The organism is Nocardia sp. FDAARGOS_372 (assembly GCF_002554515.1).
Taxonomy (GTDB): Bacteria; Actinomycetota; Actinomycetes; order Mycobacteriales; family Mycobacteriaceae; genus Nocardia; species Nocardia farcinica.
The window spans coordinates 192,001-210,795 of sequence record NZ_PDDW01000001.1 but is presented as its reverse complement, the minus strand read 5'-3'; the positions used below and the strand labels follow the sequence as shown (position 1 = coordinate 210,795).

Annotated in this window: 17 protein-coding genes and 1 tRNA gene; 9 read left to right on the top strand and 9 right to left on the bottom strand. The window is 70.0% G+C overall.

What is annotated here, in order from left to right; genetic code table 11:
* Positions 1–10: 10 nt before the first annotated feature.
* Positions 11–2,809: a pyruvate dehydrogenase (acetyl-transferring), homodimeric type gene (gene aceE / locus CRM89_RS01180; RefSeq protein ID WP_167547511.1), complete on the bottom strand. Its 2,799-nt coding sequence runs from the start codon at positions 2,807–2,809 to the stop codon at positions 11–13.
* Between the two features lie 383 nt (positions 2,810–3,192).
* Between aceE and CRM89_RS01175 the strand changes: the two genes are divergently transcribed.
* The 4 genes from CRM89_RS01175 to CRM89_RS01160 all read left to right on the top strand — a co-directional run bounded on the left by CRM89_RS01175 (position 3,193) and on the right by CRM89_RS01160 (position 4,944).
* Positions 3,193–3,753, top strand: coding sequence for a hypothetical protein (locus CRM89_RS01175; protein WP_228791250.1), 561 nt, complete (start codon positions 3,193–3,195; stop codon positions 3,751–3,753).
* A 105-nt stretch (positions 3,754–3,858) separates the two neighbouring features.
* The gene (locus tag CRM89_RS01170; protein WP_041560789.1) at positions 3,859–4,281 is read left to right on the top strand and encodes a DUF3052 domain-containing protein; all 423 of its coding nucleotides are present in this window, start codon (positions 3,859–3,861) and stop codon (positions 4,279–4,281) included.
* 79 nt (positions 4,282–4,360) lie between these two features.
* A complete protein-coding gene (locus CRM89_RS01165; RefSeq protein ID WP_011208141.1) occupies positions 4,361–4,840 on the top strand; it encodes a peroxiredoxin in 480 nt (159 codons plus the stop codon).
* 32 nt (positions 4,841–4,872) lie between these two features.
* Positions 4,873–4,944 (top strand) — tRNA-Val (locus tag CRM89_RS01160).
* A 443-nt stretch (positions 4,945–5,387) separates the two neighbouring features.
* On the opposite strand, the gene CRM89_RS01155 is transcribed toward CRM89_RS01160, so the two are convergent.
* Positions 5,388–5,696, bottom strand: coding sequence for a putative quinol monooxygenase (locus tag CRM89_RS01155; protein WP_011208140.1), 309 nt, complete (start codon positions 5,694–5,696; stop codon positions 5,388–5,390).
* Positions 5,697–5,800: 104 nt separating this feature from the next.
* Between CRM89_RS01155 and CRM89_RS01150 the strand changes: the two genes are divergently transcribed.
* Entirely contained in the window at positions 5,801–6,787 is a 987-nt protein-coding gene (locus tag CRM89_RS01150; protein ID WP_228821997.1) for an alpha/beta fold hydrolase, read from the top strand.
* Complete coding sequence (locus CRM89_RS01145) at positions 6,784–7,221, top strand: GbsR/MarR family transcriptional regulator (protein ID WP_060592702.1); 438 nt, start codon at positions 6,784–6,786, stop codon at positions 7,219–7,221. The genes CRM89_RS01150 and CRM89_RS01145 overlap by 4 nt, the downstream gene beginning before the upstream one ends.
* A gap of 243 nt (positions 7,222–7,464) precedes the next feature.
* Here CRM89_RS01145 and CRM89_RS01140 read toward each other — a convergent pair whose 3' ends face one another.
* From CRM89_RS01140 to CRM89_RS01120, 5 genes are all read right to left on the bottom strand, one after another.
* The gene (locus CRM89_RS01140) at positions 7,465–8,001 is read right to left on the bottom strand and encodes a DUF3145 domain-containing protein (protein ID WP_041560788.1); all 537 of its coding nucleotides are present in this window, start codon (positions 7,999–8,001) and stop codon (positions 7,465–7,467) included.
* 95 nt (positions 8,002–8,096) lie between these two features.
* Entirely contained in the window at positions 8,097–8,915 is an 819-nt protein-coding gene (locus tag CRM89_RS01135) for a serine hydrolase (protein WP_060592703.1), read from the bottom strand.
* Between the two features lie 89 nt (positions 8,916–9,004).
* Entirely contained in the window at positions 9,005–10,135 is a 1,131-nt protein-coding gene (locus tag CRM89_RS01130) for an NDMA-dependent alcohol dehydrogenase (protein ID WP_011208135.1), read from the bottom strand.
* Between the two features lie 146 nt (positions 10,136–10,281).
* Entirely contained in the window at positions 10,282–10,857 is a 576-nt protein-coding gene (locus tag CRM89_RS01125) for a DinB family protein (RefSeq protein WP_098083026.1), read from the bottom strand.
* A 68-nt stretch (positions 10,858–10,925) separates the two neighbouring features.
* On the bottom strand, positions 10,926–11,990 hold the full coding sequence (locus CRM89_RS01120; RefSeq protein ID WP_098083025.1) for a phosphotransferase family protein: 1,065 nt from the start codon (positions 11,988–11,990) through the stop codon (positions 10,926–10,928).
* Positions 11,991–12,070: 80 nt separating this feature from the next.
* On the opposite strand from CRM89_RS01120, the gene pabB reads away from it, so the two are divergent.
* Positions 12,071–14,143 carry an aminodeoxychorismate synthase component I gene (gene pabB, locus CRM89_RS01115; RefSeq protein WP_098086849.1) on the top strand — a complete coding sequence of 691 codons (2,073 nt, stop codon included), beginning with the start codon at positions 12,071–12,073 and terminating at the stop codon, positions 14,141–14,143.
* Here the strand turns inward: pabB and CRM89_RS01110 are convergent.
* The gene (locus tag CRM89_RS01110; RefSeq protein ID WP_011208131.1) at positions 14,135–14,632 is read right to left on the bottom strand and encodes a hypothetical protein; all 498 of its coding nucleotides are present in this window, start codon (positions 14,630–14,632) and stop codon (positions 14,135–14,137) included. The genes pabB and CRM89_RS01110 overlap by 9 nt on opposite strands.
* Positions 14,633–14,787: 155 nt before the next feature.
* On the opposite strand from CRM89_RS01110, the gene CRM89_RS01105 reads away from it, so the two are divergent.
* Positions 14,788–15,606 (top strand): hypothetical protein, encoded by an 819-nt coding sequence (locus CRM89_RS01105; RefSeq protein WP_098083024.1) that lies wholly within the window; start codon positions 14,788–14,790, stop codon positions 15,604–15,606.
* A gap of 81 nt (positions 15,607–15,687) precedes the next feature.
* Positions 15,688–17,970 carry a TerD family protein gene (locus tag CRM89_RS31500; protein WP_253805079.1) on the top strand — a complete coding sequence of 761 codons (2,283 nt, stop codon included), beginning with the start codon at positions 15,688–15,690 and terminating at the stop codon, positions 17,968–17,970.
* A gap of 18 nt (positions 17,971–17,988) precedes the next feature.
* Here CRM89_RS31500 and CRM89_RS01090 read toward each other — a convergent pair whose 3' ends face one another.
* Complete coding sequence (locus CRM89_RS01090; protein WP_011208128.1) at positions 17,989–18,711, bottom strand: TetR/AcrR family transcriptional regulator; 723 nt, start codon at positions 18,709–18,711, stop codon at positions 17,989–17,991.
* Positions 18,712–18,795: the final 84 nt, after the last annotated feature.

Genomic DNA, 18,795 nt, shown 5'->3' with positions numbered 1-18,795 from the left:
CAATATTCCGCTATGCCAGATCTTCGTCCGAACTCACGGCCGCCTTCGGCGCGGCGTCGACGTCACCGATGCGGTACTTGCGCGCCGCCTCGACCGCCTTCGAACGATCGATCTTCCCGGTGCGGGCCAGGCCTTCGAGCACCGCGACCGCGATCGACTGCGCGTCGACGTTGAACACGCGCCGCGCCGCGGGCCGGGTGTCGGAGAAGCCGAAGCCGTCGGTGCCGAGCGTGATGAACTCGCCGGGCACCCACTGCCGCACCTGGTCGGGCACCGCCCGCATCCAGTCGGTCGCCGCCACGAACGGGCCGCCCGCGGCCGAGAGCACCTCGGTGATGTAGGGCGTGCCCACGTCGGCGCCGGGATCGCGCAGTGCCGCGATCTCCTTGGCCAGCGCCTCCTTGCGCAGCTCACCCCACGAGGTGACCGACCACACGTCGGCCTGCACGCCCCACTCCTCGGCCAGCAACGCCTGGGCCCGCAGCCCGTCGGGCACGGTGACGCCGGAGACCAGGATCTGGGCGCGCAGCTCGCCCTCGCCGGCCGCCCGGTAGCGGTAGATCCCCTTCAGCAGGCCCTCGACGTCCAGGTTCTCCGGCTCGGCCGGCTGCTGGTAGGGCTCGTTGTAGAGGGTGATGTAGTAGAAGACGTCCTCGCCGCCGAAGGTGTCGGTGTCGGGACGCTCCACCGGTTCGGTACCGGGCAGCACCGCCTGGTGCGCGGGCGGGCGACCGCCGCCGTACATCCGGCGCAGGCCGTCGCGCACGATGTGGGCGATCTCGAAGGCGAACGCCGGATCGTAGGTGACCACCGCCGGATTGGTGGAGGCCAGCAGCAGCGAATGCCCGTCGTTGTGCTGCAGACCCTCACCCGTCAGCGTGGTTCGCCCGGCGGTTGCTCCGAGCACGAAACCGCGCGCGAGCTGATCGGCCGCGGCCCACAGGCCGTCACCGGTGCGCTGGAAGCCGAACATCGAGTAGAAGATGTACAGCGGGATCATCGGCTCGCCGTGGGTGGCGTAGGAGGTGCCCGCCGCGGTGAACGACGCGGTCGAACCGGCCTCGTTGATGCCCTCGTGCAGGATCTGCCCGACGGTGCTCTCTTTGTAGGCAAGCATCAATTCCGCGTCGACAGATGTGTACAACTGCCCGTTGCGGTTGTAGATCTTCAACGAAGGGAACCACGAGTCCATACCGAAGGTGCGGGCCTCGTCGGGGATGATCGGCACGATCCGCTTGCCGATCTCCTTGTCCCGGAGCAGCTCCTTCATCAGGCGGACCAGCGCCATGGTGGTCGCCACGTTCTGCTTGCCCGACCCCTTGCGCACCGAGCGGTATGCCTCGTCGCCGGGCAGTTGCAGGGGCTTTGCCTTGGCCCGCCGCTCGGGCAGGAAACCGCCCAGCGCCTTGCGCCGGTCCAGCATGTACTGGATCTCCCTGGCCTCCATGCCGGGGTGGTAGTACGGCGGCAGGTAGGGATCCTTCTCCAGTTCCGCGTCGCTGATCGGGATGCGCTGCAGGTCGCGGAAGTCCTTGAGGTCCTGCAACGTCAGCTTCTTCATCTGGTGCGTGGCGTTGCGGCCCTCGAAGTGCTTGCCGAGGGTGTAGCCCTTGATGGTCTTGGCCAGGATCACCGTCGGCTGGCCCTTGTGCGCCATCGCCGCCGCGTACGCCGCGTACACCTTGCGGTAGTCGTGGCCGCCGCGCTTGAGGTTCCAGATCTCCTGATCCGACATGTTCTGCACGAGGGCCTTGGTGCGCGGGTCGCGGCCGAAGAAGTGGTCGCGGACGTAGGCGCCGTCGTTGGCCTTGTAGGTCTGGTAGTCGCCGTCCGGGGTGCTGTTCATCAGGTTGACCAGCGCGCCGTCGCGATCCGCGCCGAGCAGCGCGTCCCATTCGCGGCCCCAGATCACCTTGATGACGTTCCAGCCCGCGCCGCGGAAGAACGCCTCCAGCTCCTGGATGATCTTCCCGTTGCCGCGCACCGGGCCGTCGAGGCGCTGCAGGTTGCAGTTCACCACGAAGGTGAGGTTGTCCAAGCCCTCCATCGCGGCCACGTGGGCGAGGCCGCGCGATTCCGGCTCGTCCATCTCACCGTCGCCGAGGAACGCCCACACGTGCTGATCGGAGGTGTCCTTGATGCCGCGGTCGTGCAGGTAGTGGTTGAACCTGGCCTGGTAGATCGCGTTCATCGGGCCCAGGCCCATGGACACGGTGGGGAACTCCCAGAAGTTGTTCAGCAGCCGCGGGTGCGGGTACGAGGGCAGCCCGTGGCCGAGCCCGCCGTGGCTGTACTCCTGACGGAACCCGTCGAGCTGGTCGGCGGTGAGCCTGCCCTCGAGGAAGGCGCGGGCGTAGATGCCCGGCGAGGCGTGGCCCTGGATGAAGATCTGGTCGCCGCCGCCGGGGTGGTCCTTGCCGCGGAAGAAGTGGTTGAAGCCCACCTCGTAGAGCGCGGCCGAGGACGCGTAGGTGGAGATGTGGCCGCCCACCCCGATGCCGGGCCGCTGCGCGCGATGCACCATGATCGCGGCGTTCCAGCGGATCCAGGCGCGGTAGCGGCGCTCGACCTCCTCGTCACCGGGGAACCACGGCTCGTTCTCGGTGGGGATGGTGTTGACGTAGTCGGTCGAGGTCAGCGACGGGATCGAGACGCGGCGTTCACCGGCGCGCTCGAGCAGCCGCAGCATGAGGTAGCGGGCGCGCTGCGGACCCTCCCGGTCGAGCATCTCGTCGAACGACTCGAGCCATTCGCCGGTCTCCTCCGGGTCGATGTCGGGTAGGTAGGACGCCACCCCTTCGCGGATCACCCGCACGCGTCCGCCCGTCTGCTGTACCGGTGTACCGTTCCGGTCGCTGCGGGGGGCTTCGGCGGCGTCTGTTCCAGCGGATTTCGCCGGAACGGAAGAGTCGATGAGGTCGGTCAAATCTGCTCCTCGTACAGGGGGTGGACAAGCTGATGTGCTTCGGTATCCATGGACGGGACCGCTGGTGTGCGGACCGCCCGATGCGCGGGTGGGGCGCACCCTCCATCCTTGCCGAAGGTGCGTCCCAGGTCATCATGTCAGCCGGAAATCCAGTACCGTCTGCAGAAAATGGGTTACTGCCCAGTTGCCCCGGTGCGGTTCTGTGCGCCGGGCCCGCCAGGACCACGTCCACCACCATGAATTCCGGCACCACGAGCACGGGGAGGATGATGAAGCCGCTGAATCCACGCCGAGTCGGATTGGTGTGCGCGGCCGGCGCCGTCCTCACGGGCGCGGTGCTGGCCGGGTGCGGCGACCGCGTCCAGGGCACCGCCCTGCCCGACACGGTGCAGGTCTCGATCTACAAGACCGAAGCCGCGTCCTCCTCCGCGGCCGCCACCTCCTCGCGCCGGGCCGCCGCGCAGGCCCAGGCGATCGGCGAGAACTGCGGGGCGTTCCCGAACACCACCGGCGCCGGTGTGCGCGCCTACAACGAGTTCGTCGACGCCCACGACGCCAATGCCCCCGACTACGCGGCCAAACGCGACGCCGCCGCGCAGACCCTCGACGGCGCCGCGGGCACGGTGGAGGCCGGGGTGAACGCCGCGGGCGAGTCGCTGCCGCCGGATCTGGCCGCGAAATTCATCGAGTACGTGAACGCGGCGCGCCAGCTCGCCGAAGAAACTCGCAAGATGTCCTACCACGCCAACGTCGATGCCCTGAATGCGGCAAGCCTGCGGGTCAACGACGCGCGCAACGCCGTGCGCGAGGCCTGCCCGGCCCGGTGAACCGGCGCGACATGAGCCGGGTTTTCCACCGACTGGCTTGCGCTCGGGCCGATAACCATGTTCGCTTGCAACTACTTGTTGTCGGGAGTTGAGGAGGACACCACCGTGGTCGCCGCGGCGGACGCGCAGAACTACGCTCAGAAGCTTGGCATTACACACGGCATGGTGGTCCAGGAACTGGGCTGGGACGAGGACACCGACGACGACATTCGGGCCGATGTGGAAGACGCCTGCGGCAGCGAGATGGTCGACGAGGATTCCGACGAGGTCGTGGACGCGGTACTGCTGTGGTGGCGCGACGGGGACGGTGATCTCGCCGACGAACTGATGGAGGTCATCAGCCCGCTCGCCGACGACGGCTTCATCTGGGTCCTCACTCCCAAGACCGGGCGGCCGGGCCACGTCGATCCCAGCGAGATCGCCGAAGCCGCCCCGACCGCGGGCCTGACACAGACCTCGGCCATCAGCCTCGGCAGCTGGACGGGCAGCAGGTTGGTGCAGCCGAAGGCTCCCTCGAAGCAGCGCTGACCCTTTTCGCTATGGTTTCGCCCGGACGGTGGTGTGCCCGCCGCCCGAGCCGAAACCCGTCACGATGGAGGATTCGCGTATGCCAGCCGAGGTCGGCCCGCTGCCTGTCGGCACCGTCGCGCCGGATTTCACCCTGAAGGACCAGAACAACCAGCCCGTCACGCTGTCGGACTATCGCGGCCGCAAGAACGTGCTGCTGGTGTTCTATCCCCTGGCGTTCACCGGCGTGTGCCAGGGCGAGCTGTGCAAGGTCCGCGACGAGCTGCCCAAGTTCCAGAACGACGACGCCGAGATCCTCGCGATCTCCGTCGGCCCGCCGCCCACCCACAAGATCTGGGCGGCCGAGCAGGGCTACACCTTCCCGCTGCTGTCGGACTTCTGGCCGCACGGCGCCGTCGCCCAGGCCTACGGCGTCTTCAACGACAAGTCCGGGTTCGCCAACCGCGGCACCTTCGTCGTCGACAAGGCGGGCCTCATCCGCTTCTCCGAGATGAACGGCCCCGGCGAGCCCCGTGACCAGGCAGCTTGGGAGAAAGCCCTCGCCGCGCTAGATTCATAGACCGTTGCCCGTCGGGACGCCCGAGGGGCCTCGGGCGTATAGCTCAGCGGTAGAGCACTGGTTTTACACACCAGCGGTCGGGGGTTCGATCCCCTCTGCGCCCACTCGATAGTTCCTGGGTCAGTGGCTGTTTCTGAGCAATCGCCAGCCCGTCCGCCAGCGGTTCATAACCGCGAACTTGCCACGAACCTGCCAACGGGCCGGAGGACTACGTTCCCGTTGCTGCTCGGCAGCACCGAACAGGGCCGCACCGGTCGCTTCCAACGTCTCGTCATAGCACCGGCAAGTCGGCGCGCTTCGACTCCGTGTGCCTACGGCTGGACCTGGCAGCAGATCGTTGACGAACTCGGCTACGTCAGCCGATCAGGCGACTACCGCGCAGCCCCGTACGCACGCGATCGACTCCACCCGCCAACCCACAGAAGACAACACAACGTCGCTCACCGGCAGGCCATTCACGGCGACCGCCGCAGACAGTTACTCGTCGTAGTCGGATGGCCAGAAGATCATGGCGAACACCACCGCCAAGGGGAATCACGAACCGGCTCTAGGCGGACAACCCCTTCGCCGCCGCCGGGGCCAGGAACTCGACACGGAACGACTCGATGAACTCGCCGCGCCGGTCGAGGAAGCGCCGCGTGTGCGGCTGCCGCTCGTGTTCATCGAAAGCGGCCCGGTCTCGATACACCTCGTAGAACACCCGCGACAGCGGCTCACCTTCGACCGCGTGCGTGGCGTACACGAGCGTGCCGGGCTCATGGTCCCGAATAGCCTGGACGGTCTCGGCGACGAGCCGGTCGAACGCTTCCGCCTTGTTGGCGTCGATCAAGTGGAACTTCACCACGAGTGCGAACATTCGCCGACGGTACCGCAGCGGGTCAGCGCGACCCCCGTCTGACCGATGCCCCGGACACGCACCCCGCACCCCGCAGGCCGTGACGGGTACGGCGGGGTGCTGCCATGCGTCGATGGACGCTGCGCCTTCGCAGCTCAGGCGGTATTTCCATCCTGCCGAGAACCTGCAAGGACTGGGACGAACGGCGCGAAGGGGCCGCACGCACCGGACAAGACACAACCTCCGACAAGGAACTCGATCTGACCTATATTCAGAGAATGGTGAAGTTGGCCCGGCGGCTCACACGTCCTGGCGCTGAGATCGCTTTCGCGGACTTCGGTGGCGACGGCTCCTCGGTCGTGCTCATTCATGGTGCGGGAGTCGACCACTCGATGTTCGACGAGCAGGGCCCGGTGCTGACACAGCGGGGGTATCGCGTGATCGTCTGGGACCTGCGCGGGCATGGGCAGTCGGCGCTTTCTCCGGGGGAACGGTTCACCGCCTCGGATGCTCTGGAGGACCTCGACGCGCTGCTTGCCGAGTGCGGTGTCGATGCCCCGGTGCTCGTGGGGCATTCGCTCGGCGGCAACCTCGCGCAGGCATTCGCCCGGAAATTCCCTCGGCGGGTGGGCGGAGTGATCGTGCTCGATTCCACCTGGAATGCCGGTCCCCTGTCCGCGCTCGAGCGATTCGCCTTGCGGCTAGCTGCTCCCGGGCTCGCGGTGATCCCGGCTGGGAGGCTTCCACGGATCATGGCGCGGGCCTCGGCGACGACTCCGGAGGCGATGGCGAGAACAGAGGCGCTGTTCACCCGGATACCCAAGCGCACGTTCCTGGACGTGTGGCGCGCGACGGCATCGTTCGTGGCACCGGAGCCCGGCTATCGGTCCCCGGTGCCGCTCGCGCTCGTGCGCGGCGCCGAGGACCGCACCGGCAACATCGCCACGGCGATGCCGAGGTGGGCGCACGCCGAGGGGCTGGTCGAGCACGTCGTCCCGGGCGCCGGGCACATGGTCACCATGGATGCCCCGGCGGAGACGTCGCGGCTGCTCGTCAGCATTCTCGACGGCTGGGACCAGCGGCCCGTCGCATCGGAGCGTCGTTCGCGATGACCCCGGATCAGGAGCGGTTCGTCAACACGATGGGCGACACGATGGCGATGTGGAACCTTCCTCGCGCCACCGGTCGCATGTACGGTTTCCTCCTCCTCAAGGGGTCGCCTTCCAGCTCCGATGACTTACGTGCCGCTCTGGGGCTCAGTTCCGGAGCCGTCAGTACCGCGACGCGTGAACTGGTGTCGTGGGGTCTTGCTCGGACGATTCCACGGCCCGGCAGCCGGAGGCTTCTCGTCGAGGCGGCCGGAGGCTTCGAGCAACTCCTCGCGGCCAGCATCGAACGCGCGCGAACCTTCATCCGCGCGCTGCAGGACGCCGAGGAAATCACCGAGACGGCAGAGGCGGCCGCACGGCTGCGTGATGTCACAGACCTGTTCGCCGCCTATGTCGACGCCGGGGGCGACGTCCTTCGCCGGCGCCACAACTTGTAGAAGGAGGCGCCGCCGGGGTGGAGGTGCGAGCCGGTCGAGTGTCCCGAGAGCCGATATCTCCGATGTGCTGACCCGCGGTGAGGTGTCGCCCTCTGCGACGTGGATGCCGTGCGACCACATGTGCACGTACAACGAAGCGACCCGCTCGCCATGGACGATGTGCTCGATGACTCCGCCGGTCGGTCGGACCCCGCCGCCTTCTCGACGTCGATCAGTCGCCCGGCTCGGCGAGGACAGCGCGGCTCATCCCACGTCCCGGCGCAACCAGGTGACCTCCGCCCCCGCGACCTCGTCCCCGCTGCGGAACGCCTCGAGTTCCTCGTCCCACGGCGTCCCCAGCGCGCGGTCGATTTCGGCGGCGAGGTCGTAGCCGGAGTACTTTCCCACGCTGCGGGCGGATTCGAGCATCGAGCGCAGCCGCATCTCCCCCAGCGTCACATCGCCGTTGGCACTGACGGTTCCGCGCCACAGGCCGAGGCCGGGGGCGAAGCTGTAGCGTTCGCCGTCGACGCCGTCGCTGGGGTCCTCGGTGACCTCGAAGCGCAATACCGGCCAGGAGCGCAGGGATTGGGCGATGCGGCCTGCCGTCCCCACGGGGCCGATCCAGTCGCTGGTTGCTCGCAGGTGGCCGTCGGCGGGTTGGGTGGTCCACCGGAGCTTGGCGGGGGAGCCGAGGGCGGAGGTCAGTGCCCATTCGACGTGCGGGCACAGCGCGGCGGGGGCTGAGTGGATCCAGACCACACCCGCCGTCGCGTCCGCGAACTGACTCGATGCGCGCACCACTGACACCTCCAGCTCAGACGAGGGACGTCTTCCCCAACGACCACGTCTGCTGGCGTTGCCCGAGTGTACTCGAGTGTTCGGAGTTACACGTGTTACCGAGTGAGCGTGTTGCTCTCGGCGATCACCGCATCGCTGAGAACCGGCCATACCTCGCGCGCCCAGTCGCCGAAATTCTCGTCGGCCAGCGCGCAACACGCCAGTCCGTATTCCGGATCGATCCAGAGGAAGGTGCCGGACTGGCCGAAGTGGCCGAAAGTTCGCTCGGAGTTGGTGGTACCGGTCCAGTGCGGGGATTTCCGGGCGCGGATCTCGAATCCGAGTCCCCAATCGTTGGGGCGCTGCGAACCGTAGCCCGGTAACACGCCGTTGAGACCGGGGAACTGGACGGTGACGGCCTCGGCGTGGGTCTGCGGCGAAATGAGGCGGGGGCGTAGCAGTTCCGCGGCGAAGCGCACCAGATCGTCGACGCTGGAGCGGGCGCCGTGGCCCGCCGGCCCGGTGAGCGCCGTGGCGGTCATGCCGAGCGGCTCGAAGACCGACTCACGGAGGTAGTCGGGGAACGGGATGCCGGTCTGCTCGGTGATGAAGTCGGCGAGCACGTCGAAACCGGCGCTGGAGTAGATGCGCCGGGTGCCGGGGGCGGCGATGACGTCGGTGGTGTCGAAGGCGATGCCGGAGGCGTGCGCGAGCAGGTGCCGCACCGTCGCACCGGGCGGGCCCGCGGGCTGGTCGAGCTCGATGGCCCCTTCCTCGACGGCCACCAGGGCGGCGTAGGCGACGAGCGGCTTGGTCACCGAGGCCAGCGGGAAGACGCGCTCGGCCGCGCCCTGGACGCTGGATCCGGCCGCGGAGACGACCCCCGCCGCCGCGTGGCGGACCGGCCAATCCTGGATCTGCTCGAGTGCTCGCACACCGCGAGCCTACGAGACCGCGGTCGGCGCGCCCAAAATGCGGACGCCCGCCGCGGGAGGCGGCGGGCGCTGCGGAAGCCGGTCCGTGATTACCAGTCGGCCTCGGTGTAGCGGATGATGCCGCGCAGGTTCTTGCCGTCGAGCATGTCCTGGTAGCCCTGGTTGATCTCCTCCAGGGAGTAGCTGCGGGTCACCATGTCGTCGAGGTTGAGCTGGCCGGCCTTGTAGAGGGCGAGCAGGCGCGGCGCGTCCTGGCGGGCGTTGCCGCCGCCGAAGATGCAGCCCTTCACCGTCTTCTGCAGCATGGACAGCAGGAAGCTGTTCATCTTGACGGTGCCCTCGTCCATCCGGCCCATCGAGGTGACCACGAGGGTGCCCGCCTTGCTGGTGAGGATCAGGCCCTCCTCGACGTAGTCGCCGTGCATCTCACCCATGGTGAGGATGACCTTCTCGGCCATCCGGCCCTCGGTGATCTCCATCAGCGGCATGATCGCCTCGGCCATGCTGGCGTAGGTGTGGGTGGCACCGAACTTCTGTGCCTGCTCGCGCTTCCACGGCACCGGGTCGATGGCCACGACCTTCGAGGCGCCCGAGAGTACCGCGCCCTGCAGCGCGCTCATGCCCACGCCGCCGATGCCCGCGATGACGACGGTCTCGCCGGGCATCACGTTCGCGACGTGGGTGGCCGAGCCGAAACCGGTGGGCACGCCGCAGCCGACCAGGCAGGCGACCTCGAAGGGGATGCTGGGGTCGATCTTGACCACCGAGGTGTGATGCACGGTCATGTACGGGGCGAAGGTGCCGAGCAGGCACATCGGGATGACGTTCTCCCCGCGCGCCTGGATGCGGTAGGTGCCGTCGCTGATCGCCTGGCCCATGAGCAGGCCCGCGCCGAGATCGCACAGCGCCATGTGTCCGGCCACGCAGGCCGGACAGCGTCCGCACGCGGGGATGAACGACAGGATCACATGGTCACCGACCTGCAGGTCGGCGGGCACGTTCGGGCCGAGCTTGGTGATCACACCCGCGCCTTCGTGCCCGCCCATCACCGGGTAGCCCGGCATCGGAGTCGCACCGGTGACGATGTGGTGATCCGAGTGGCACATGCCCGCGGTCTCCATGCGGATCTGCACCTCGCCGGCGACCGGGTCGCCGATCTCGATCTCCTCCACCGACCACGGCTGATCGATCCCCCACAGGATCGCACCCTTCGTCTTCATTCCTGTCGACCTCTCGCGTGCACAGTGCTTCAATGTGACTGCACCCACAGTAGAAGAAAAGTGGAACGCGTTCTAGTACCGACCGGAAAATTCATCGCCGCGCCTCGGACCCCTGCCCGAACACGTTCTAGAAATGACTACCGTTCTCAGCCGCGCACGTCGTGCGCGTGGTGCACCAGATCGTGCAGGAAGTACCGGGCGAGGCCGTCGACGGTGAACAGCGCGCCGTCGCCACGCCGGGCGGTGCGGCCGCGCGCATCGGGCGGCACCGCCGCGAAGGCCGCCGCGACGCGCTCGGCGGCGTCGGTGAGTTCGGCCGCGACGGCGGCGGGGTCCTGGCGGTCGTAGCGGTCGGCCACGGCGGTGGCGTCCTGGTCCCAGTTGGTGAAGGTCGGCACCGCGCCGGCGGGGGCGGCCTCGCCCGGATCGAAGGCGGGCACGTGCGGATCGGCGGCGGGCCCGCCGGTCGCCACGGCGATCCGGAAGGCGAAGATCCGGCACACGTCCCGCACGTGGGCGGCGTATTCCAGCGGTGACCAGGTGGATTCGGTGGGGCGGCGGCGCGCGTCGGGGCGATCGAGGGCCGCGCGCACGCGGGCGGCGGCCGCCCGCGCCGCGTCGGGCACCTCGTCGTAGCCGACCTTGCCGCCGTCGTAACCACATTCGGGGCAGGGGCGTTCCAGCACCCAGGTCCAGTCCTTCACATCGGGAACGATCGCCATGCCCCGAAATCTAGTCTGGCCGGATATGAATCTCCATCCATATCCGGCCAGCGTTCGGTGAGATCGCGTCACTCCATCAAGCGGTGCGCCTTCTCGAACAGCTCGAGGGTGATCGCGTGCAGGAAGTCGCCCACATCCTTGGGCGCCTTGCCGGCGAACGCCCTGGCGTGCGTGCCCTCGAGCACGATGCCGAGCTTGAAGCAGGCCAGCACGGTGTACCAGGTGACGGCACTCAGGTCGCGCTGGGAGAACTTGCCGTAGTGCTCGACCATCTCCTCGGGAGTCGGCAGGCCACCGGTCGAACCGAGCTTGCCGACCAGCGCGGCGCCGGTGGTCCCGGGCTCCGGGCGGGTCGCGATCTGCCAGCCCAGATCCAGCAGCGGGTCGCCGATGGTGGACATCTCCCAGTCGACCAGCGCCGCGACCTGCGGACCGTCGTAGGAGAACATGATGTTGGCCAGGTGGCAGTCGCCGTGCAGAATGCCGGGGGTCCAGTCGGCCGGACGGTTGCGGTCCAGCCACTCGCCGACCCGCTCGATGCCGGGAATCTGCGGGCCCGGGTATCCCTCGTTGCTCGCGTACGACTCGAGCTCGCCCAGCCAGCGCGGCACCTGGCGCTCCAGGAAGCCCTCCGGCTTGCCGTAATCGGCCAGACCGAGTTCGCGGTAGTCCAGGGCGCCGAGCCGCGCGATGGCCTCGACCGCCGACAAGCCCATCTGCCTGCGCACCTCGGCGTCACCGGCGTGCAGGGCGGGCAGCTCGGTCTGCGGGTTGAAGCCGACAATGGGCTCCATCAGATAGAAGACGGCGCCGATCAGCGACTCGTCGGCGCAGGCCGCGATGATCCTGGGCGCCTTGACGTCGATGCCGTTCAGCGCGCCGAGCAGGCGCGACTCGCGGCGGATGACCTCGTTGCTCTTGGGACGCAGATGCTTGGGCCCGCGCCGCAGCACGTAGCCGCGACCGCCCCGGGAGAAGCGCAGCATGATGTTCTGGGTGCCGCCGCCGAGCGAGGTCACCTCGGTGAATTCGCCGCCGGGCAGCCCCTGTTCTTCCATCCATTTCCCGACGATCGCGAAATCGACGACGTCACGATCCACCTCGACCGGCTGCGCTACAGACATGCCTGACATTCTGCACCACCGGTCACATGGAACTGAAGGCATCCGACAACAGTTGCGTTCCGTGGGCTGGGCGTAGGGTTTTGCCCACCATGCGCACGCTGTTGATCGACAACTACGACTCGTTCACCTACAACCTGTACCAGCTGATCAGTGAGGTGAACGGGGTCGAACCGACCGTCGTGCGCAACGACGAGACCGATCCGGCCGCGCTGGACCTCGCCGCCTACGACAACATCGTCGTCTCCCCCGGCCCCGGCCGCCCGGACCGGACCCGCGACGTCGGGCTGTCGGCCGCGGTCATCGACGCGGCGTCCCAGCCGTTGCTCGGCGTGTGCCTGGGGCACCAGGGCATCGTCGTGGCGGCGGGCGGACGGGTCGACCGCGCACCGGTACCCCGGCACGGCTTCCTCGACCGGGTCGGCCACGACGGGCGCGACCTGTTCGCCGGGCTGCCGCAGGATTTCACGGTCGTGCGGTACCACTCGCTGTGCGCGCTGGAGCCGCTGCCGCCCGCCCTCGAGGTGACCGCCCGCACGCCCGACGGCGTGATCATGGGGGTACGGCATCGGCAGCGGCCGCAGTGGGGTGTGCAGTTCCATCCCGAGTCGGTGGCCGGCGAGTTCGGGGCGGCGCTGCTGCGCAACTTCGCGGAATTGACCCTGGCGCACGGCAAACCCGCGCGCAGGACGCGTCCGGCGACGCCCGTGACGCCCGCCCGTCCGGCCGCGACCGACCGGCCGCGGTGGCGGCTGCGGCACGAGGTGATCGAGCGCGCGGTCGACACCGAGGCCGCGTTCCTGCGGCTCTACGGCGCGTCGCCGACGGCGTTCTGGCTCGACAGCGAACACGTCGAGCCGGGGCTGGACCGGTTCTCCTTCCTCGGTGACGCGAGCGGACCGCTGGCGGAGGTGGTGCGTTACCGGGTCGGTGAGGACGTGGTGCGGGTCGAGGACGCCGCGGGAACGCGGACGGTCGCCGGGGACGTGCTGGGTTATCTGTCCACCCAGCTGCGCGAGCGGCACATCGAGCTGCCCGCACTGCCGTTCGACTTCGTCGGCGGATACGTCGGCTACCTCGGCTACGAGGTCAAGGCCGACTGCGGTGCGCGGGCCGCGCACCGGGCCGCCACACCGGACGCGCAGTGGATCTTCGCCGACCGGCTGATCGTGGTCGACCATGTCGCGGGGCAGACCCATCTGGTCGCGCTCACCGACGACGACACCGCGGCCGATCAGTGGCTGCGCGAGACCGGGCGGGTGCTGGAAACGCTGCCCGCGTGGGCGAATCCGGCGGAATTGGCGATCGAGTCCGCGCCGGCCTCGGTCGCGCCGCTGCTGAACCGGGGCCGCGACCGGTACCTCGCCGACATCGCGGCCTGCCTCGAGTATCTGCGCGCGGGCGAGTCCTACGAGATCTGCCTGACCGACAGCCTCACCGTCGACGCCGCGATCGGCGGGCTGGACTTCTATCGCACGCTGCGCCGCTGCAATCCGGCGCCCTATGCCGCCTACCTGCGCTTCGACGACCTCGAGATCGCCTGCTCCTCACCGGAGCGCTTCCTCAAGATCGACCGGGCGCGCACGGTGGAGAGCAAACCGATCAAGGGCACCGCCCCGCGCGGGGCCACCCCCGCCGAGGACGAACGGCTGCGCCGGGAGCTGGCCGACAGTCCCAAGACCCGCGCCGAGAACCTCATGATCGTCGACCTGCTGCGCAACGACCTCGGGCGGGTCTGCCAGATCGGCAGCGTGCACGTACCCGAGCTGATGGCGACGGAGTCGTATTCGACCGTCCACCAGCTGGTCTCGACGGTGCGCGGCACCCTGCGCCCGGACGTCGACGCCATCGACTGCGTGCGGGCCTGCTTCCCCGGCGGCTCGATGACCGGCGCGCCGAAGCTGCGCACGATGGAGATCATCGACGAGCTGGAAGGCGCGCCGCGCGGGGTCTACTCCGGCACCATCGGCTTCCTCGGACTCGGCGGCACCGCCGACCTCAACATCGTCATCCGCACCGCGGTGCGGCACGACGGGCGCTGGCAGATCGGGGCGGGCGGCGCGATCGTGCTGGATTCCGATCCGGCGGAGGAGTATCGCGAGATGCTGTGGAAGGCGGCGGCGACCCAGCGCGCGGCCACCGCCGCGGCCGCCACCTCACGGTGAGGGCCGTCGGCGGCGCTTGGGCGGCTCGGGTGGCGCCTCCCCCTCCCCGGTCCGCCCGAAACCGGTGACCTTGCCGAGCATGGCGACGCCGGGCAGCCGCGCGAGCGCGCCGAGCACGTCCTCGCCGAGGGCGATCATCGCCTCCAACCGCGGCAGCAGCCGGTCGTAGGCGGCGAAGGCCGGGTCGGCCAACGCCAGGGTGCGGTCGAGCCGGTCGATGGTGGAATTGAGACGGTCGATCGCGGTCGAGAGGTTCTCCACCAGATCGGGCAGCTGGGCGGCGATCTGCGCGGAGGCCGGCGGGAGTCGTACCGCCGCGTCGAAGGCGTGCCCGGCGGTCGTCTGCGCCGATTCCAGCGCCTGTCCGGCCGCCGTCTGCGCCGCGGCGGCAGCGGCTTGGGCGGCGGCCAGAATCTCCGCGGCGCCCGGCACCCGCGGCCCGCCCGGCCTGGGTGTCTGGTCGCGGCCCTTCCCCTTCGGGGTGCTCATGACTCCACTGTGCCCCAGCGCGGTGCCGGACGCCCGTATTTCCTGGACCAGCCGGTCTGTGTCGGGGCGGCCGCGGGCGTTCCCGCGCCGCGGACCGGGGTCGGCGCCGTGGTTCGCCTACGCTCACCGGGAGTGCTCCGGCCGAAAGGACTCCGATGTCGGCTCCCGCGACCCGATCCGCCGCTGTTCCCGGGCGCACCCTCGCCGTCCTCGGGGCGCTCGACGCGCTCTCGGTCGTCGCGTTCGTGCTGGCGCCCGCGCCCGTCGCGGCGCGCACCGCGGGTGGCGGCTTCGGAGACGAGGCCGCGGTGCGGGCGGCGTTCCGGGCGGCCTTCACCGGGTACTGGAACTCCGGCTCCCGGGATCTTCCGCCGGACACCGCGCATCTCGTCGAGTTCTGGTCGCACTATCACCTCGTCAAGGCGCTGGCCGCGGTGGCGGCGCTGATCGCGTTCGCGGCGACGGCGGTGCTCGTGTGGCAGGCGCTCGCCCGGACGGGCCGCCACCGGGCCGCGCTGCGCACCGCCGGTGTGCTGGCCACGGCGCTCGCGGCGGTGGCCGCGGTGCTGACGCTCGCCAATGTCCAGGGAGCGCTGGCGCCGCTGGCATCGCTGCTCCCGATGCTCGTCGACGAACCGGCCGACCAGGCGTTGGCCGGCACGCTCGCGCAGGTGCGGTCGGCGCTCGCCGATGCCGCGACCGCACCGCCCGCGCTGGCGGTGATGGTCGAGGACTTCGCGCGCTATCACCGGGTGCTCGCGGTGCTCGCCGGAGGTGTCGCGGTCGCGCTGATCGGCGCGAGCATCGAGTCGGGGCGGCGGTTCGCCGCGGGCCGGCACCGGCCGGTGACGGGCACGGTCGCGGTATCGGCGACGGCCGCGGCGCTGGTTGCGACCGTGGTGGCGGTGGCGAACACGACCAACGCCGCCGATCCCGCGGCGGGGCTGGCCGCCCTGTTCACCGGCGGCTGGTGAGGCCGCGGCGGGCACGGCGGAGATCGCCCGAATGCCCGGTGAATTCGGCGTGTCGGAGGGGCGTGGCAGGATGCTCGCACGATGGAACTCAGCAAGGGCGCGCACGCACCGGTACCGACATCCCTTCTAGCCGTGGCCGTTTCATGGCAGTCGGAGCATGTCGTGGACGCGCACGCGCTGTTGCTGGCCGCCTCAGGACGCGTGCGCACCGACCGTGATCTGGTGTTCTACAACGCGCCACGGCATATTTCGCAGGCGGTGACGCTGGATCAGGAGCCCGCGCCGGGCACCGCGCGGTTGAGCGTCTCGCTGCCGCGCACCGAGGCCGACATCGCGCGCATCGTGATCGGCGGCAGTCTCGACGGAGGCAGCTTCGCCGATGTCAGCGGGCTCACGGTCACCGTGCTCGCCGCCGAGGGCCCCGTGCTCCGATTCCGGCTCTACGCGCCGGATCCGGTGACAGCGCTGATGTTCGGCGAGTTCTACCGGCGCGACGGTGCCTGGCGGTTCCGCGCCGTCGGCCAGGGCTGGCGCAGCGGCCTGGCCGGACTGGTCACCGAATTCGGCGTCAGCGTGGACGATCCCGGCGGCCGGGCCGGCATCGCCCGCCCCGCCGACCCGTTCCGCCATGCCTCGGGCCCCACCGCTCCGGCCAGCCGGGCGCATCCCGGCAGGGCCGTCGGGGGAACCGATCGCACCGCCGTCACAGGTATCGACCCGGCCGCTGTCCGGGGGACGGACCGGGCCGCCGGCAGGGGGACCGACCGGGCCGCCGCCACGGGCACCGACGGGCCTGCCGCGACGGACCGGGCCGCCTCGGGCACCGACCGCGCGGCCGTCACCGGGCGAACGACGGGGTCGCCCCCATCGTCCACCGTTGGCGCCGCATCGTCGTCGGTCGCGCAGGCGGCCGCCGCGGTAGCCGACGCGGACGCCGCGGGCCCCCGCACGGATCCGATCCCGGCGGTGACGCACCGGCCGTCCGGAACCCCGTTCCCCACCCGCCGCCTGTCACCCGCGGACCTGCCGGACGCGGGTACCCCGCCCGGCGACGCCACGCCCGCCACGGCAGCGCCCCGGAATCCGGTGGACCTCGACGACATGATGCGTCCGACGGCGGCCGACGACACCGACCGAGCCGACGACCGCTCGCCGCGCGACCGGAACGGCCCCGACACCCTTCCCCTGACCCGGCTGTCCCGCGACGAGGACGCCCCGCCGCCGGCCGTTCCGGTCCCGGGTGCACGCCCGGTCGATCTCGTCCGCCGCCGCCCCGATCCGGCGCCCCGGCCCCCACCGCCGGACCCGGCCCGCGCCGACTGGTATCCCGACCCCACCGAGCCCGCCCGCATGCGCTGGTGGGACGGCGCGCACTGGACCTCCGACACCTACCTGCGCGAGCAGGACGATCCCCGGGACTGCCCGCGCTGCGGCTCACCTCGCCGCCGCAGGTTCTTCGGCGGGCTCGCGCCGTGCGCGCACTGCGAGGTGGAGATCGAGGAATTCCTCACGCACTGGCACAGCCGCGCCTGGCGCGTGCTCACCGGTTCGGGGCCGACGGGCGAGCAGTGGGAACATCTGTGGGCGTCGTTGCGGTATCAGCGCATCGACGAGGAACGCGGGCGGGCGGCCCTGCGCGATCTCGGGCTGAGCTATGTGGAGCGGCTGGTGACGTTCGCGTTCGCGGACGGCGAGATCGAGCAGGCCGAGTTCGAGATGTTCGAGCACGCGCTGGTGGAGCTGCGGCTGGGCGGCCCGCTGGTGGAGGATCTGCGCAGGCGGGTGCATCGCGGCCGGACGCTGTGTCGCTTGCGCGAGGGCGACCTGCCGGTGATCCGCACACCGGATCTGCATCTGGATTCCGAGGAGAAGGTGCACCTCGACCTGCCCGCCACCCAGGTCCGCACGCTGGCTCGCGGTCCACGGCACACCGAGGGCAGGCTGATCGCGAGCAACAAGAAGCTGCGCTTCGTCGGCACCGGTGCCGGGGTCGAGCTGCCCTGGACCCGGGTGGTTTCGGTGCAGGTGGCCGAGGGCGCGGTGGTGATCGCGGCGACCTCCGCGCGCGGCGGCGCCACGTTCCTCGTCGGCGACCCCGACTATGTGGCGGCGGCGCTGGAGGGTGCGCTGCGGGTGGCCAAACGGCTGGTGCTCACCCCGGGGCAGCGGGATTCGCGCAGCATCTCCCAGGAGATCAAGGCCGAGGTCTGGCAGCGTGACGGCGGCCGCTGTGTCGAGTGCGGCAGCGGGCACTACCTGGAGTTCGACCACATCATCCCGCTCAGCCGCGGCGGCGCCACCAGCGCGGCGAATCTGCAGATCCTGTGCCGCGCCTGCAACCGACGCAAGGGCGCCCGGATCTGAACCACCCGGATCTAGAGCTCAGCCTTCGAGCATGCCCGCCGATCGCGCCAGGTCGGCGAGCACGGCGTCGAACATGACCTCCGGGTCGCTCAACGGAATCGGGTAGTTGCCGAACACCTCCAGCGTCACGTGCCCGTAGAGGCGCGCCCAGATCTGGATCATCAGGTAGGTCACACCGAGATCGAGCTTCTCGGCCGGGAACTCCTGACCCGATTCCGACAACGCCGCCAGCAGTTCGGTGCGGAAATGCGCCAGGTCCTCCCGCAGCGCGGGTGGGATCACCTCGGTGGCGGGCGTGATGATGCGGTACCCGCTCAACAGCCTGCCCGCGGCGGCAAGGAAGATCCGCCCGAACGGTTCGGTGAACCGGCTCGACATGCCCGCCGCCGCGCCGGGCGAGGCGAACACCAGGGTGAACTCCTTGGTGTTGGCCAGCGCCCAACGCCGAAACCCCTTGCAGATGGCGAAGAACTGGACGAGCCCGTTGTCCGGCAGCGCGTCGATCTCGGCGGAGAGCTCGGCGGCCAGCTCGGCACAGCACTCCAGCCGCAACGCCTCCAGCAGGGCGTCTCGCGAGTCGTAGTGGCGATAGAGGGCGGGCGCGGTGATGCCCAGCGTCCGGGCGATGGCCCGCAGCGTGACCGCGTCCGGCCCCTGCTCGGCGAGCAGGGCGCGCGCCACCCGGCGGATGTCGGCCTCGGCCACCATCGGTGCCCGTCCGCGCGGCTTCGACTCCTTCATGGACGTCGATTCAAGCCTATTCGGCTCCGCCGCGGGACTTCCCCTCGCCCGGAGTCTCAGAGGAATCACCGATTTCGGTCCGGT

Bases quoted from the DNA above. Each gene is read 5' to 3' on its own strand.
- CRM89_RS01175 (WP_228791250.1), top strand. From the start codon at position 3,193: ATGATGAAGCCGCTGAATCCACGCCGAGTCGGATTGGTGTGCGCGGCC.
- CRM89_RS01125 (WP_098083026.1), bottom strand. From the start codon at position 10,857: ATGGCGATCGTTCCCGATGTGAAGGACTGGACCTGGGTGCTGGAACGC.
- CRM89_RS01155 (WP_011208140.1), bottom strand. From the start codon at position 5,696: ATGTTCGCACTCGTGGTGAAGTTCCACTTGATCGACGCCAACAAGGCG.
- CRM89_RS01120 (WP_098083025.1), bottom strand. From the start codon at position 11,990: ATGTCAGGCATGTCTGTAGCGCAGCCGGTCGAGGTGGATCGTGACGTC.
- CRM89_RS01145 (WP_060592702.1), top strand. From the start codon at position 6,784: ATGACCCCGGATCAGGAGCGGTTCGTCAACACGATGGGCGACACGATG.
- CRM89_RS31500 (WP_253805079.1), top strand. From the start codon at position 15,688: ATGGAACTCAGCAAGGGCGCGCACGCACCGGTACCGACATCCCTTCTA.
- CRM89_RS01090 (WP_011208128.1), bottom strand. From the start codon at position 18,711: ATGAAGGAGTCGAAGCCGCGCGGACGGGCACCGATGGTGGCCGAGGCC.
- CRM89_RS01110 (WP_011208131.1), bottom strand. From the start codon at position 14,632: ATGAGCACCCCGAAGGGGAAGGGCCGCGACCAGACACCCAGGCCGGGC.
- CRM89_RS01105 (WP_098083024.1), top strand. From the start codon at position 14,788: ATGTCGGCTCCCGCGACCCGATCCGCCGCTGTTCCCGGGCGCACCCTC.
- CRM89_RS01150 (WP_228821997.1), top strand. From the start codon at position 5,801: ATGCGTCGATGGACGCTGCGCCTTCGCAGCTCAGGCGGTATTTCCATC.
- CRM89_RS01130 (WP_011208135.1), bottom strand. From the start codon at position 10,135: ATGAAGACGAAGGGTGCGATCCTGTGGGGGATCGATCAGCCGTGGTCG.
- pabB (WP_098086849.1), top strand. From the start codon at position 12,071: ATGCGCACGCTGTTGATCGACAACTACGACTCGTTCACCTACAACCTG.
- CRM89_RS01165 (WP_011208141.1), top strand. From the start codon at position 4,361: ATGCCAGCCGAGGTCGGCCCGCTGCCTGTCGGCACCGTCGCGCCGGAT.